The organism is uncultured Sulfitobacter sp., assembly GCF_964021855.1.
Classification (GTDB): domain Bacteria; phylum Pseudomonadota; class Alphaproteobacteria; order Rhodobacterales; family Rhodobacteraceae; genus Sulfitobacter.
Genome location: NZ_CAXHZD010000002.1, coordinates 451170 through 465064, shown reverse-complemented (window position 1 = coordinate 465064; position 13895 = coordinate 451170). Strand labels below are relative to the sequence as shown.

The 13895-nt window shown below is 57.8% G+C and carries 13 protein-coding genes; 4 read left to right on the top strand and 9 right to left on the bottom strand.

The window, feature by feature from the left end:
* Window positions 1-34: 34 nt before the first annotated feature.
* Window positions 35-1243 (bottom strand): aminotransferase class V-fold PLP-dependent enzyme, encoded by a 1209-nt coding sequence (locus AADJ11_RS08570; RefSeq protein WP_341234101.1) that lies wholly within the window; start codon window positions 1241-1243, stop codon window positions 35-37.
* A 162-nt stretch (window positions 1244-1405) separates the two neighbouring features.
* Here AADJ11_RS08570 and AADJ11_RS08565 point away from each other — a divergent pair, with 162 nt between their 5' ends.
* On the top strand, window positions 1406-3262 hold the full coding sequence (locus AADJ11_RS08565) for an ABC transporter ATP-binding protein (protein WP_341234100.1): 1857 nt from the start codon (window positions 1406-1408) through the stop codon (window positions 3260-3262).
* 12 nt (window positions 3263-3274) lie between these two features.
* On the opposite strand, the gene AADJ11_RS08560 is transcribed toward AADJ11_RS08565, so the two are convergent.
* Window positions 3275-3949 (bottom strand): TIGR04283 family arsenosugar biosynthesis glycosyltransferase, encoded by a 675-nt coding sequence (locus AADJ11_RS08560; RefSeq protein ID WP_341234099.1) that lies wholly within the window; start codon window positions 3947-3949, stop codon window positions 3275-3277.
* A 66-nt stretch (window positions 3950-4015) separates the two neighbouring features.
* Here AADJ11_RS08560 and AADJ11_RS08555 point away from each other — a divergent pair, with 66 nt between their 5' ends.
* Window positions 4016-4759, top strand: a complete 744-nt coding sequence (locus AADJ11_RS08555) for a folate-binding protein (RefSeq protein ID WP_341234098.1) — start codon at window positions 4016-4018, stop codon at window positions 4757-4759.
* A 62-nt stretch (window positions 4760-4821) separates the two neighbouring features.
* Here the strand turns inward: AADJ11_RS08555 and AADJ11_RS08550 are convergent, their stop codons facing one another.
* From AADJ11_RS08550 to efp, 3 genes are all read right to left on the bottom strand, one after another.
* Entirely contained in the window at window positions 4822-5697 is an 876-nt protein-coding gene (locus tag AADJ11_RS08550; RefSeq protein ID WP_341234097.1) for a GTP-binding protein, read from the bottom strand.
* The gene (locus tag AADJ11_RS08545; RefSeq protein WP_341234096.1) at window positions 5694-7319 is read right to left on the bottom strand and encodes an amidohydrolase; all 1626 of its coding nucleotides are present in this window, start codon (window positions 7317-7319) and stop codon (window positions 5694-5696) included. The genes AADJ11_RS08550 and AADJ11_RS08545 overlap by 4 nt, the downstream gene beginning before the upstream one ends.
* Before the next feature lie 242 nt (window positions 7320-7561).
* Window positions 7562-8125 carry an elongation factor P gene (efp, locus tag AADJ11_RS08540; RefSeq protein WP_093915680.1) on the bottom strand — a complete coding sequence of 188 codons (564 nt, stop codon included), beginning with the start codon at window positions 8123-8125 and terminating at the stop codon, window positions 7562-7564.
* Window positions 8126-8345: 220 nt separating this feature from the next.
* On the opposite strand from efp, the gene AADJ11_RS08535 reads away from it, so the two are divergent.
* Window positions 8346-8666 (top strand): DUF6280 family protein, encoded by a 321-nt coding sequence (locus AADJ11_RS08535; RefSeq protein ID WP_093915679.1) that lies wholly within the window; start codon window positions 8346-8348, stop codon window positions 8664-8666.
* 150 nt (window positions 8667-8816) lie between these two features.
* On the opposite strand, the gene AADJ11_RS08530 is transcribed toward AADJ11_RS08535, so the two are convergent.
* The 4 genes from AADJ11_RS08530 to AADJ11_RS08515 all read right to left on the bottom strand — a co-directional run bounded on the left by AADJ11_RS08530 (window position 8817) and on the right by AADJ11_RS08515 (window position 13025).
* Window positions 8817-9632, bottom strand: a complete 816-nt coding sequence (locus tag AADJ11_RS08530; protein ID WP_341234095.1) for a hypothetical protein — start codon at window positions 9630-9632, stop codon at window positions 8817-8819.
* Window positions 9633-9709: 77 nt separating this feature from the next.
* Window positions 9710-11146: a TolC family outer membrane protein gene (locus AADJ11_RS08525; RefSeq protein WP_341234094.1), complete on the bottom strand. Its 1437-nt coding sequence runs from the start codon at window positions 11144-11146 to the stop codon at window positions 9710-9712.
* Window positions 11147-11202: 56 nt separating this feature from the next.
* Window positions 11203-11856 carry a protein-L-isoaspartate O-methyltransferase gene (locus AADJ11_RS08520; RefSeq protein ID WP_341234093.1) on the bottom strand — a complete coding sequence of 218 codons (654 nt, stop codon included), beginning with the start codon at window positions 11854-11856 and terminating at the stop codon, window positions 11203-11205.
* Between the two features lie 188 nt (window positions 11857-12044).
* Window positions 12045-13025: an FkbM family methyltransferase gene (locus tag AADJ11_RS08515; RefSeq protein ID WP_341234092.1), complete on the bottom strand. Its 981-nt coding sequence runs from the start codon at window positions 13023-13025 to the stop codon at window positions 12045-12047.
* Here AADJ11_RS08515 and AADJ11_RS08510 point away from each other — a divergent pair.
* On the top strand, window positions 13015-13887 hold the full coding sequence (locus tag AADJ11_RS08510; protein ID WP_341234091.1) for a helix-turn-helix domain-containing protein: 873 nt from the start codon (window positions 13015-13017) through the stop codon (window positions 13885-13887). The two genes, AADJ11_RS08515 and AADJ11_RS08510, sit on opposite strands and share 11 nt — an antisense overlap.
* Window positions 13888-13895: the final 8 nt, after the last annotated feature.

Below are 13895 nucleotides of genomic sequence, written 5' to 3'. Positions count from 1 at the left end.
GCCAGCCTAGAGAACGGCCGATTAGCGGCGAGGGTTAAACCCCGCCGATCACCTTGGCTGCGGCGTCCAATGCGCCTGAGCCACGCTTGATGCCGAGCGATGCCATCCCGGCCTCCATCCCACCGAGCATCCCCATGATCATCTGGCCGTTCACATGCCCCATATGGCCCAACCGGAAAAAACCATGGCTTTCGGGACTGCCCGGTGCGGCCATGCCCAGACCAATGCCCAAGGTTAGGCCGATGTTTTCCTGCACCCATTCGCGCAGTTGCGTGGCCTGCGGCGCCTCTAGGTGCAGCGACGTGACCGCGTGGCTGCGCAAGGCGGGGTCGGCGATATTCAACGCCAGCGGCCCTTCGCTGCCCCACGCATCGCAGGCCGCCCAAACGGCCCGTGCCAGAACCGTGTGACGGTCCCACACGGCCTCGATCGTTTCGGCCTTGATCATATCCAGTGCTGCACGCAGGCCGTAAATATGGTGCGTGGGGGCGGTACCGCAGTGGTATTGGTAAAAGTCGTCGGGGTTGGCGCGTGGTTCCCAATCCCAGAACGTGCTGACGCGGGGCATGGATGCCCGCACAGCCGCCGCACGGTCATTGAAAAACACAAAGCTGACGCCCGGGGGCACCATCAGCCCCTTTTGGCAGCCCGTTACCATGATATCGACACCCCAGGCGTCCATCTCGAAGCGGTCGCAGGCCAGTGATGCAATGCAATCAGCCATCAAAAGCGCCGGATGCCCCGCGCTGTCCAATGCGGCGCGCACCCCGGCAATGTCATTCACAACCGAGGTCGAGGTATCCACATGCACGGCCAGCACGGCTTTGATCTCATGTGCAGTATCCGCTTTCAGGCGCTCTTCGATGCGGTCCAGATCCATCGCGGATTGTTTGCCGAAATCCATGACCTCGACATCGGCACCCAGACCTGTCGCCATTTCACCCCAGCCGATGCCAAAGCGCCCCGTCGCAGGCACCAGCACCTTGTCCCCCGGGCGGATGACGTTGGAAAGCGACGCCTCCCACGCTGCATGGCCGTTGCCGATATACATAGCAACGTGGTGCTGTGTTCTGGCGACGTCGCGCAGGTCTTGCATAAGCGGCGGCATCATATCGACCAATTCACCCGCATAAATGTTGGGCGCGGGGCGGTGCATCGCGTTCAACACGGCCTCTGGCATGACAGAGGGGCCGGGAATGGCGAGATAACCGCGCCCATGCGATAGATTTGTGCGGGATGACATGAACGATACGCCTTTCAACAACAGTATTCCGGGCCAACTTATCCCCGTGCGGCGCGGCGTCAATCGGACAATCCGCCACCCAAAGCAGGCCGTCATGCTTGCCCTGCCCCGCCGGGCTGCGTACACCAGTCAAATATTTGACCAAAGGACCCCGGCGCATTCATGAGTGATGTCACCTATACTTCCAAAGAGCTGCTGAAATGGCTTTGGCGCGATTACCTGAAAAAGCACATTTGGATGCTTGGATTGGCCGTTGTTTTCATGGCCATCGAAGGGGCGACCCTTGGGGCGTTGGCCAAACTGATGCAACCGATGTTCGATCAGGTTTTCGTCGCGGGTCAGGAATCCGCGCTGATCTGGGTTGGTCTGATCTTGGTGGGTATTTTCGTGCTGCGCGCCGTGGCAAGCATTGCGCAAAAGGTGCTTTTGACGCGGATCGCACAAACCTCCGCCGCAGATATGCGGATCGATATGCTGAACCGCATGATGATGCAGGACGGCGCGTTTCATCAGGCACACCCACCGGGGTTTCTGATCCAGCGGGTCCAGTCCGATGTGAACGCGGTCAATGATGTATGGCGCGCGATCATCACAGGCACCGGGCGCGATCTGGTCGGCTTGATTGTCTTGCTCGGGGTGGCAATCTCAATCGATCCGGTTTGGGCGCTGCTGGCCTGTATCGGTGTGCCGTTGATGGTCATGCCCGCAGCCCTTGCACAACGTTTTGTGCGCGCGCGGTCCCGCGAGGCGCGCGATCTGGGCGCACATCTGTCGACACGGTTGGACGAAGTGTTCCACGGCATTGTCCAGATCAAACTGAACGCGCTTGAGCGGTATCAATCGCGCCAATACCGCGACCTGACCAAGAAATATGTCAAAACCGAAGTCCGCGCCGCCTTTGGCAACTCGGCCATTCCGGGCATGATCGACATCATGTCGGGCGTCGGTTTCATGGCCGTGATCCTCTATGGCGGGTCCGAGATTATTTCCGGTGACAAAACCATCGGCCAGTTCATGGCCTTTTTCACCGCGATGGGGTTCACCTTTAACCCGCTGCGCCGGTTGGGTGCCATCAGTGGTTTGTGGCAAACGGCCGCCGCAGCGCTTGAGCGGATCAAGGAATTGATGGACGCGCCGGTTACGTTGAAATCACCCAAGAACCCTGTGGCCACGCCTGCCGGATCTACGGATATCGTGCTAAGCAACGTGAGCCTGTCCTATGGCGACGCCAAGGTGTTGGATGATTTATCGCTGGTCGCAAAAGCCGGGCAAACGACGGCGCTGGTGGGGGCCTCTGGTGCTGGTAAATCAACGATCTTTAACCTGCTGACACGTCTGATCGATCCGCAATCCGGGACCGTCACCATTGGCGACGTGCCCCTGAAGGATATGGATATCAACGCGCTGCGCGGCCTGTTTTCTGTGGTGACACAAGAGGCCCTGTTGTTTGATGAAACCCTGCGCGAAAACATTGTCTTGGGCCGCGAGAACGTATCGGATGCGGAATTGCAATCTGTGCTTGAGGCCGCCCATGTCGCTGATTTCCTGCCCAAGCTAGAGCATGGCCTTGAGACCCGCGTTGGCCCACGCGGGTCGGCCCTGTCTGGGGGGCAACGCCAACGGGTTGTGATTGCCCGCGCCTTGCTGCGCAACACGCCAATCTTGCTGCTGGACGAAGCCACAAGCGCGCTGGACGCCCAGTCGGAAAAGGTGGTGCAACAAGCGTTGGACCGTCTGTCCCAAGGGCGCACCACCATCGTTATCGCACACCGGCTATCGACCATTCGTGGCGCAGACAAGATCGTGGTGATGGACCGTGGCCAGATCATGGACCAAGGCAAACACGAAGAGCTGTTGGCCCGTGGCGGCATCTATGCCGATCTGTACAGATTGCAGTTCGAGGATGGCAAAATCATCTCGGACGGTCGTAATTCACGGGCGTTGCGCGCGCTGGAGAAGGGTCTAAAGCCAACCGAGCCGAACCTGTTGCAACGGATCGGACAGCGGTTGTTCGGCTAGATCAACGGCGCGCTATTTGGCGTAGGCCTTGGCCAGCTTTTGCGGTGATACCCCTGCGAAATAGCGGATCAATGTCCAGATATTGCGCCCACCCCGGCGCAACCATCCGGCCTTGTGATATTTGTCAGCCGATGTGATCGCAGCACAGTCAATGCGGGTCAGCTGCCCCTTGAGCAGCCGCGCCATTGCCACATCCTCCATCAGCGGCTGGTCTGGGTATCCGCCCACAGATTGGTACAGCGCCCGTGGCATCAACAGACCCTGATCACCGTAAGGCAGCCCCATGAGGCTGCGCAGATGCGCCCAGCCCGCCACAAAGCGCGCGGCAAAGCCACCCCGGTCAAAACGCAGCTTAAACCACCCGGCCTTGCGCCCCTTAAGATGTGCAATCACCGGGCCGGTCCAGCCTTGATCCAGCTGCGTATCAGCGTGCAACACAAGCAACCATTCACCCTTGGCCTTGGCGCAGCCCCGGCGCAATTGCCCGCCGCGCGATGCGTCACCTTCGATGATGTCAGCCCCCCACGCATCCGCGACAACCCGGGTCGCGTCCTGCGATCCGCCATCCGACACGATCAATTCGCAGATCAGGCCAGCATCGACGCCTTCCATCAACGCGGTCAAACAGCCGGTCAGGCTGTGCTCCGCATTCAAGGTCGGAATGATCACGGTTATTGGCGCAGGCATGGTTGCCCCTTTCGGCTTCTGGTCGGCCTGATATATGTCATGATATCAAATGCAAGGAAACGCGATATGAACGACCGCCGCATCCTGAAACTCTCCGGTGCAGACACCCGCAGCTTTCTGCAGGGGCTTGTGACCAATGACATTACCAAGCTGGACCAAGGGCCGATCTACGCGGCGCTTTTGACGCCGCAGGGCAAGTTCATCGTTGATTTCTTTTTGTCCGCAGACGGCGATGCCGTGTTGTTGGACGTCACAGACGCCAGCGCCGACGCGCTGGTGCAACGGCTGAACATGTACAAACTGCGCGCCGATGTGAAGATCGAGGCCACCGGCCTGCATGTGCACCGTGGGCTGGGTGACGCGCCCGCCGATGGCTATGCCGATCCGCGCGACCCGAATATGGGCTGGCGCGCCTACCGCGATGCGCCACAAAACGATGATACAACGGATTGGGACGCCCTGCGCGTGGCGTATATGATCCCCGAAACCGGGGCCGAGTTGACGCCAGACAGCTTTATCCTTGAGATGGGATTTGAACGGCTGAAGGGCGTTGATTTCCGCAAAGGCTGCTATGTAGGCCAAGAAGTCACCGCGCGGATGAAGCACAAAACAGAGCTGCGCAAAGGGCTGGCCAAGGTTCATATCAGCGCGCCTGTCGATGCAGGTACCGAGATTTCAGTGAACGGCAAACCGGCAGGCACGGTGTTCACCCAAGCGGGCACCGAGGCGTTGGCCTATCTGCGCTATGACCGCGCGAAGGCAGCAATGCAGGCAGATGGCGCAACCGTCACAATGGTGACAGACGGCTAAGGCGGGGATCAAAATTTTTCAAAAATTTTGGCTCGGAGTTTTTGAAAAACTCCGTCTGCGCGTCAACTGTGCCACCACGCTGAAATTTCATCTGCCCCTATTTCGGCCTTCAATCCAATCCCGACCACCTGGGTCTCCTGCGCTGCCTTTATCGGCTTCACATTCACGCTGGGCCCCACGCAATGCACTTCCCAAGCGCTGGATGCATCGTGGCTGACAAACCCTTTGAAACGGAACAGCCCTTTGGGCCGCGCATCAAGCTTGGTCATCAACGCGGAGTATTCCAGCCTTACGTCACTGGTATCGCTCCACCCGACATATGCGGCGTGCTGGGCCAGCGATACATTTGGCACCGCTCGCTCGGCCACGCCGAAAATGATCGGGGCCACAGCATTCACCTGCGCCAAATCGACCACCAACGCCCGTGACTGCACCTGCAGCCGCAATGCCAGCCCCGGATCGGGCGCAGCCAGCTTGCTGACCAGCACCAGATCAGCGGCGCTGACCTGCCCCGCCACCTGCGCGCCGATCTGCTCATCTCGGGCCAAGACATCATAGCTTTGCCCATCGACCACGGTCGCGATACCGCCGTAGGCCAAATCCGGTTCTGCCTGCGCCACTTGGGCAATGCGCGCGGGGTCTGCGATACCGGACGCCTCGATCACCAGATGGTCCGGTCGCTGTGAACGGTCCAGAACATCGCCGATGGCCATAAACAAATCGGCCCCCATCGTGCAGCACACGCAGCCGTTGGTCAGGGTCATGGTGTCTTCGCCCGCCTCAGCAATCAGTGCCGCGTCGATGTTGATTGCACCGAAATCATTGACCATCACCATCAGCTGCAACCCGTGATCCTCGGCCAGCAACCGGTTGATCAACGTCGTTTTACCCGCGCCCAAATAGCCCGAGATTACGGTCAGTGGCAGGCGTGGCTTCATAGCAGGTGAACACGGCCCCCAAAGACCGTTCCCAGTATCGGGACGTCTTTTAACGTCAGCGGATCAACGGCCAAGGGATCATCCCCCAACACCACGAAATCCGCGCGCTTGCCGGTCTCGATGCTGCCAATCTCGCTGTCCAGCTTCAACGTATAGGCGGCCCCCATGGTGATCGCGAACAGCGCTTCTTCGACGTCGATGCATTGCGCGGCCCCCAAGGTGCGCCCCGACATCGTCCGCCGGTTCACGGCACACCATGCGGTGAACAGCGGTGCCATGGGCGTGACCGGGGCGTCTGAGTGGATCGCGATGTTCACGCCCGCATCAATCGCGCTGCGCGACCCGTCCATGCGTTCAGCGCGGTCGCTGCCGATGGTCAGTGCCACGTGTTGATCGCCAAAGTAATGGACGTGGTTCGCAAAAATGTTGCAGCACACGCCCATATCAGCGGCCCGCGTAAACAGGTCGCGGCCCATCAACTGACAATGCTGAAGGACATGGCGGTGCCCAGCCCAAGGGTTCTTGCGCAGCGCCGCCTCGATCGCGTTCAACGTCACCTCGGCAGCCTCGTCGCCATTGACGTGGATATGCATCTGGATGCCACGGCTGTTCAGCTCTTCGACCAGCGCAAAGATCATCTCGGGCGGGGTGTTCCAGATGCCATTGGGCTGCCCACCCACATAGCCGGGGCTTTTGACCCGTGCCGTCCAGCCTTGGATCGCGCCGTCTGTCATCAATTTAACCGCCCCCAGCCGCAGCTTGTCAGTGCTGCGTTTGGCAAGGGCCTGCGCCTTATCAGCGATGGCCCTTGGCCCCTCCATCGCGCCCAATGCTGGAACGATGCGCAGTTGGAAATCATCCGCGCCGGTGACCCGCAGCATGGTCGTCAGGTCGTCTTCCTCCATCTGGGAATACAGATCGGTGACCGTGGTCACCCCGGCCCGGCGCGCCACATCTGCATAGGCGCGAATGGAGGCTTCTTTCTGGCTTAGGCCTCGAAAATCGATCCCCAAGCGCCGCATGACCGGGAACATGGCCGCCATTTCCTGCAGCTCGCCCGTGGGCTGGCCGTCATCGCCTTTGATCACGCCTTCGGCATTCGTGGTCTGATCGAACCCGGCGAGCTCAAGCGCGGCAGAGTTCACGCACATCAGATGAAAATTCGAATAAATGATCGCGATGGGCCGCGTTGGGCTGATCTGATCCAGATGCTTTTTGCTCAGCCGCTCTGACGTCAGGAAAATCGGGTCAAAGCCCCAGCCGACCAGCGGGGCGTCATCCTCCAGCGTTTCGGCATAGTCGCGCAGCCCGTCAATCACCGCATCATTATCGGCCATACCGCGCCACAGCTTGCCATTGGGGTCGATCCGGTCGTGATACCCCGCATAGGCATATTCCCACATCGCACCCGCCATCATATGCGCGTGCCCTTCGATAAAGCCGGGCATCAGCACCGCGTCTTTCAGGCTGTCATCATGGGTCACAGCGCCCCATTGGTCGGCGCATGTCGCGTCGCCAACGGCCAGTATCTCTCCGCCACGGACGGCGACATGGGTCGCTTCCATCCGGTTGATGTCCATTGTGATGATCTTTTTGGCGGCAAAAACAACGATGTCTGACATGATTCCCCCTATATCCCCAAACAGCTATAACAGCTTGGTTCTGCGGAAGAATAGTTTTACCGCCCCGCACCCCGCTGCAGGTTCACACCTTTAACGAGAAAAGAGCGTTGCGGAACGGCAACACACACCGCCCCATATCGGGGATCTGCGTGCCGCACCCCGATGCCGCGACAGCAAAAAGCCCCGGAAGACCCAAGGCTTTTCAAAACTGTGCAGTCATGACGTGGGGTCAATTCTGGGCCTTAGGCGCGTTCGGAATATTCCATCGTTTCGGTGTTCACGATGATGTCTTCGTCTTGGCCGACGAACGGCGGCACCATTACTTTGACGCCATTATCTAGGATCGCTGGCTTGAAAGAATTCGCCGCTGTCTGGCCTTTGACGACCGGCTCTGTCTCGACGATCTTGCAGGTCACTTTTTGTGGCAAGGACGCGTTCAACGCTTCGTCCTCGTGATACTCGACAACGACCATCATACCGTCTTGCAAAAACGGGCGACGTTCGCCCAAAAGCTCTGCCGACAGCTGCACCTGATCGTAGGTTTGCGTGTCCATCAGGACCAGCATGCCGGCGTCTTCGTATAGGAATTGTTGGTCTTTCTGCTCAAGACGGACCTTTTCAACCTTATCGGCGCTGCGAAAGCGTTCGTTCAGTTTTGACCCGTTGCGCAGGTTGCGCATCTCGACTTGTGCAAAGGCACCGCCCTTGCCCGGTTTGACGTGATCAACCTTAACCGCAGCCCATAGACCACCGTTGTGTTCAAGCACGTTTCCGGGACGAATTTCGTTTCCATTGATCTTAGGCATGTGGGGACACCATTGCAAAATGTTGAAGATTAATTCAGGCGACCTATATCTTCTAAGGACTGGCCACGCAAGGCAGCCAAGCGCCTGCCAAAAGCGCAAAGAGCCATGCAGAAGACGCATAGGTGCTATGCGAAATATGTGTATCCGAATCGCGCTCTTTCAGTCATAAGGAACGCCTCGCCTAAATGACAAGAGCAAGAATAATAGAAAGGACGACGAGATGAAAGATTTCGTTGATGGCACTGCCTTTAACAATGAGCAAGGTAACCGTGCCCGCAAACTTTTTGCTGCCGTGGTACTGGCCGCATTGGACGATGCAATTGCCGATGACAAGAAATATGGCAATGGTCCTGAGCAGATTGCACGCTGGGCGCGTTCGCGCGACGGCCGTGAAGTGTTGAGCTGTGCCGGTATCGACCCGAACGAACGCGTCGTGTCTGGCCTGATGGATTTTGTTGGTAAAGGTGTGCGTACATCTGTTGCCCTGTCTCGTGAAGAGTCAGAACGTCGCCACGCGGCACAACAGGCCGAAGCAGCCTGATTAACCTGAAGATTTCAGTGTTAAAAAACGCGGCCCTTGGGCCGCGTTTTTTATTGCCGCCCGACGGTGGTCATCAAAATCCGTGTTGCAAATAAAAACGGCACCTGCCCCCGCAGATGCCGCCCTTATACATAGACCATGATGATAGCGTTATTCGAGGTCTTGCGCCGTCATAGCGCGGTGGATTTCGCGGCGTACAAGCTTGCGTACATTGCGTGTGATGCGTTCGCCCAACACGCCTTGCAGCTCTTTGCGCACGATCTCTTCGACCATCTCGCGCAGCATGTCCTCGTCCAAATACTCGTCTGTAGTGGCACCTTTGGCTGCGTCCTGAGGGGCAGCAGCCTCCTCCTCCACATATGATCCGGCCTCGACGATTGTTTCATCGCGCATAGCTGTCGCCTCGGTCGGTTCTTCATTCTGTGATGCGGCGATCGGCGCGCCGGTGGCGTCCAGCTCGACATCGTCTTCCCAAGCCATGGCAAGCGGTTCAGGTGACATGAAATCGTCTACCTCACGCTCTTCCGCATCCCAGCCGTCAGAAATACGTCCAATGGCGGTCTCAAGCGCGGCGATCTTGGCGCTTAACCGGTCGGACCCGCTGGATTTCACATTGTCATCCACCAGTTCGGACGCGCCAAGATTCAGGATGTCGGAACGCTGCTTGAAATTGGTCACGGTGTCAGATTGCGATGCGGTATCCGTGGTACCGGTATCCGCTGAAACCGGATCGCCCTCCCCCTGAGCGCCATTATCATGGCCCGAAACGTCAACAGGGTCAGCTTTGCGTCGCGCATCAGCCACGGGGGCGTCGTTAGACACCCGCAACGACGGGGTCAGCACCAGCTTCTCCTCCGAAGGAGCGCTTTGGGTTACCTTGCTCACTGGGCGGCGGTCTTCGGACACCAATCGGCGTATGGAAGACAGCACATCCTCTACCTCTGCGTTGGACACAGCATCAGACATATTTTCTACTAACCATTCATTCTTAACAATCAACTTAGGCGATGGTGCAGATTCTCACAACACCATCGTCAAAATTGTCAGTCCTTTTGCAGCGCCCGCAAAATGCGGTCCAACTGCTTGCCTTCTTTAGACAATTTGGCTGGGCTGTCTTTGACCAGATTGTAATAGGCCGCGGGATCATAAACCTGCACAGGCAGTTTTAGATTGCGGGCCGTCAACTGGCCTGTCGCCTGCAAAACCGAATAGGCCGCGACATAAATCTGGGTTTGCGCGGTCACACTGCTGGATTGCGCGTCCAGCAAGGATTGCTCTGCATCCAGCACGTCAAGTGTGGTGCGGGCCCCCAAGGCGGCCTCTTCGCGCACGCCCTGAAACGCGATTCTTGCCGCGCGGACTTGGCGTTGGGATGCTTCGATCTGCGCACGCGCGGCGGCAAGCCCCGCATAGGCGTCACTGACCGCACGTTCGACATCTTTGACGACCACATGCAGATTGCCGCGTTGCGCGTCACGTTGCGCTTGGCTTTTGCGAACGCCAGCAGACAATGCCCCACCTTGGTAAATCGTCTGGCTAAGCTGCAGCGCCACCGCCCCGCTACGGGTCGAAGATGGCGTATCAAATGTCTCAGTCACGCCCAAGGAACCCTGAACGGAAACCTGCGGCTCCATCGCGGCGACGCTTCTGCGGATCAACAGCTCGGCGGCGGCAACCTGATGCTGCACAGCCAAGATATCGGGGTGACGGCGCACGGCCAATGCTTTGGCAGTGTTGATGTCAGAGATGCTGGGCAAGCTGGGCGGTGCGCTCAGGTTGCCCGGCTCGCGGCCAACAGCAACCTTGAAATAGGCCTTTGCCGAGATCAGATCACCCTGCGCGCCAGCCAGACCGCTGCGGGCTTGTGCAAGCTGTGCTTCGGCTAGGGCGACGTCGGTCCGTGTGACTTCGCCAACTTCAAAGCGGTCACGCGCGGCGCGCAATTCTTGGGTCAGCAAGCGCACGTTGTTTTCGCGCAGCGACACCAGTTCGCGGGATTGGATCACGCTCATGTAGGCATCAACGGCGCGCAGCAGGATTTGCTGTTCAACGCTGACCAGATTTTCGCGTGTTGCCAAAACCGTCTCTTTGGACGCTTCGATGCCATAGCGTGTGGCACCGAAATCATAGACCAAAAGCGATGCGATCAAGTTGGCGGTTGTTGTCAGCGAATCCGTATTTGTGACGGTTCCCGCAGTGACAAACGTGGATCCAGCGCTCACCGACCGGTTAATGTTCTGCGTTATGGTACCTGTCCACTGCACAACCGGCTTTAGCGCCGATTTGGCGATGCCCACGTCTTCATCCGCGGCGCGCAATACCGCGCGGTTCTGATCCAGCAGACCCGAATTATTATAGGCGCCCACCAAAGCGTCGGCCAAAGTCTCGGCCCAAGACGCGGCGGGGAACAATAAACCGATCCCCATCACGCCTGCCGCAAATGTACGGCGCAAACCGTATGCTTGCTTTTCCTGTCTCATCAAAACCCACTCCCTCAATCCGGCCCTCTATTCGCGGGGACCGTTAATTCATGCTCTCAAAGTTGGAAGGCCTTTTCACGAACAAAGCCTCTTAGCACCGGCGCACCGGCATTAAAGTCTGCGCGCCAACTGACGCCGTGTTCACTCTTATATCCTATGCGTACCTCGCCCAGCACACCTTCCATAAAGATGCAGGCAATGCGGCCGCCGATCTTGAGCTGGTCCAAAATCGCATCTGGCACGACCTCGATCCCGCCTTGGATCAAAATAACATCGTAAGGGCCATGCTTCGCCGCACCTTCGACCAATGGCCCCATGTGCACAATCGCATTGTCCACGCCGGATGTTGTGAGGGTTTCCTGTGCCTCTTTCGCCATCTGCTCGTCTTCTTCGACGGCAACCACAGCTTCGGCGATATGGGCGATCACCGCCGTTGAATATCCGTAGGCACAGCCGATATCGAGAACCAGATCGTCGTTGCCGATGGCCAGTGCGTCCAGCATTTTTGCCAGCGTCCGCGGCTCAAGCAGAATACGCCCCTCGCCCAGGTTCAGGTTTTCACCAAGATACGCCGCTTCACGCTGTGCAGCGGGCACGTAATCTTCGCGGGCGACAGTCAGCATCGCATCGATGATTGGGAACTTTGTCACATCAGAGGGGCGAACCTGCGTATCAACCATCATCGTGCGGCGGGCGGAAAAGTCGGACATCGGCTAAACTCTTTCGTTCATATATAGGTGTATGCAATGCCATAGCCCAAGCCTATCAGCAACGCCAAGATGCCCGTTTCACTTGAAGTTGAGCAAATTCATTTGAGAATGATGCATATTCGCGCTACGGGCTGTGTACCGCAGCAGGCTTTCTCCAGCAGGGTTACGGCTATCAAGTCAGTATAATGTTAAACTGCCGTAAACACGAACACGCCACCGCCCGAGGCCTCCCTGTCCTCAATAAATCCTTTTGCAGCAATACCTTCGCGGATTTCACGCATGCCGGGGCGATGATAGATATGGCGATGCAGCTCGGCAATAATCACGCGAATATCACCTAGATCTGCATGGCGGAAAAACTCTAGCTCGGCCCCTTCGATATCCATCAACAAGACCGTCGGCTTGAATTGCTCTTTTATCGTCGCCCAAGCCACCACCGGAACCGAGACCTTTTCAGCGCGCTCAATCCCCTTGGTGATCGTCATCCCAGAGCCCAGAAAATTGCCCCTAATAAAGAAATCTACGGCCCGCGGTGCCTCAGGATCAGAGATCACAATCTGGTTGTGCACCTCAATTTTGTCCGCAATCCCATTATGTTCATAAAGCGCGTTAATCGAAGTGATCAGCTTGTGGTTGGCCTCGAACGAGATGATTTTTTCAGGCCCGCAATTTTTGGCAACTGCAGCGCCCACAAGCCCCGCACCGGCCCCCATCTCGACAACGACATCACCTTCTTCGATGAACTTGAGCGCAGACAGAACCTCCCGCCGTTCATACTTACCTAAGCCCATATTAATGATCATGTTCGGCCCAAGATGCGGCGCACTCAACACCTCGACCCCATGATAGGTCGCGACAACATCATTCTTGGTGCTTGTGCCCATCGCCCTGCCCATGTTTCGGACCCGCAAAGGCCCTTGTTTTAGCCAATTAGACACCGCCAAAGCATCTAGCGCAATAATTGAATGGAAGCAGTGAAGGTAGGCTGCTCGTCTAGAGAGGTAATTTGGAGGCGAGTACCGGAATCGAACCGGTGTACACGGATTTGCAATCCAGTGTATTTCGTCACAAAAACAAGAACTTAGGGGCGAAAAAGTATCAGGACATTTGTCGAACAATAAACGAACCTGATACTCGTGTTTTGGCAGGCTCAAAGCCATGAGTGGCATGGCGCTGATCTGGGCTGCGAACGTCAAAGGTCTCAAGCCCGCCGCCAAGATTGTGCTGATTCAACTGGCGGACTTCCACAACAAGGAAACCGGCCAGTGCAATCCAAGCGCACAGCGTTTGGCGGACGAATGCGAAATGGGCCGCGCAACGCTGTTTCGGCATATGGCCACCTTGGAGGAGTGTGGCCTTGTCACGCGGCATGCCCGTGGGGATGGCGACGGCGGGCGCGGTGCCAACCAGTACGAGCTGCACCTCGACATTAGCTTTGGTCCGAGCGCGCGCCCCAAGGGTGGGGGCAGCGCTCCTGATGGGGTTGTGTCTCAAAATGAGACGGGGGGAAACGTCTCAAAAAAGCGGGGGAAAAGTCCCAAGGGTGAGACGGGGGTAGTCTCAAATCGGGACAGGAACCTTACCATTGAACCTAAGAAAGAACCGCCTTCGCGCGGGCGCGAGGCGGGGGAGGCTGAGAAGATTTTGTCAGCATATCCGCCCGATCGGTTGCGGGGCAAAGCGGCCTGCCTTGTCCAGATCGACGAGGCCATGAAGGAAGGGATCAGGCCGGAGGATTTGTTGCTAGCCGTCCAAGCTTACGCCACCGACAGCGCAGGGTTCACCCGCTCCAAGGTCTGCTTTTCCGACAACTGGTTTCAGTCACGGCGCTGGCAGACCTATGTCGAGAAGCAAGCGGAAGACCGAGAGAAGGCGGCAGCGTTGCAGGCTGATCATCAAGCGCGGCTGGCTTGCTGGATTAGTGATCGCAACCCGATGTGCAAACACATAACGGCCAAGCAAATCGACGGATTGCTCGCCTCAAAGCTGGTGACGCAGGACCAAATCCAAGCCGCAGGCCTCAGAACATGACCACGACC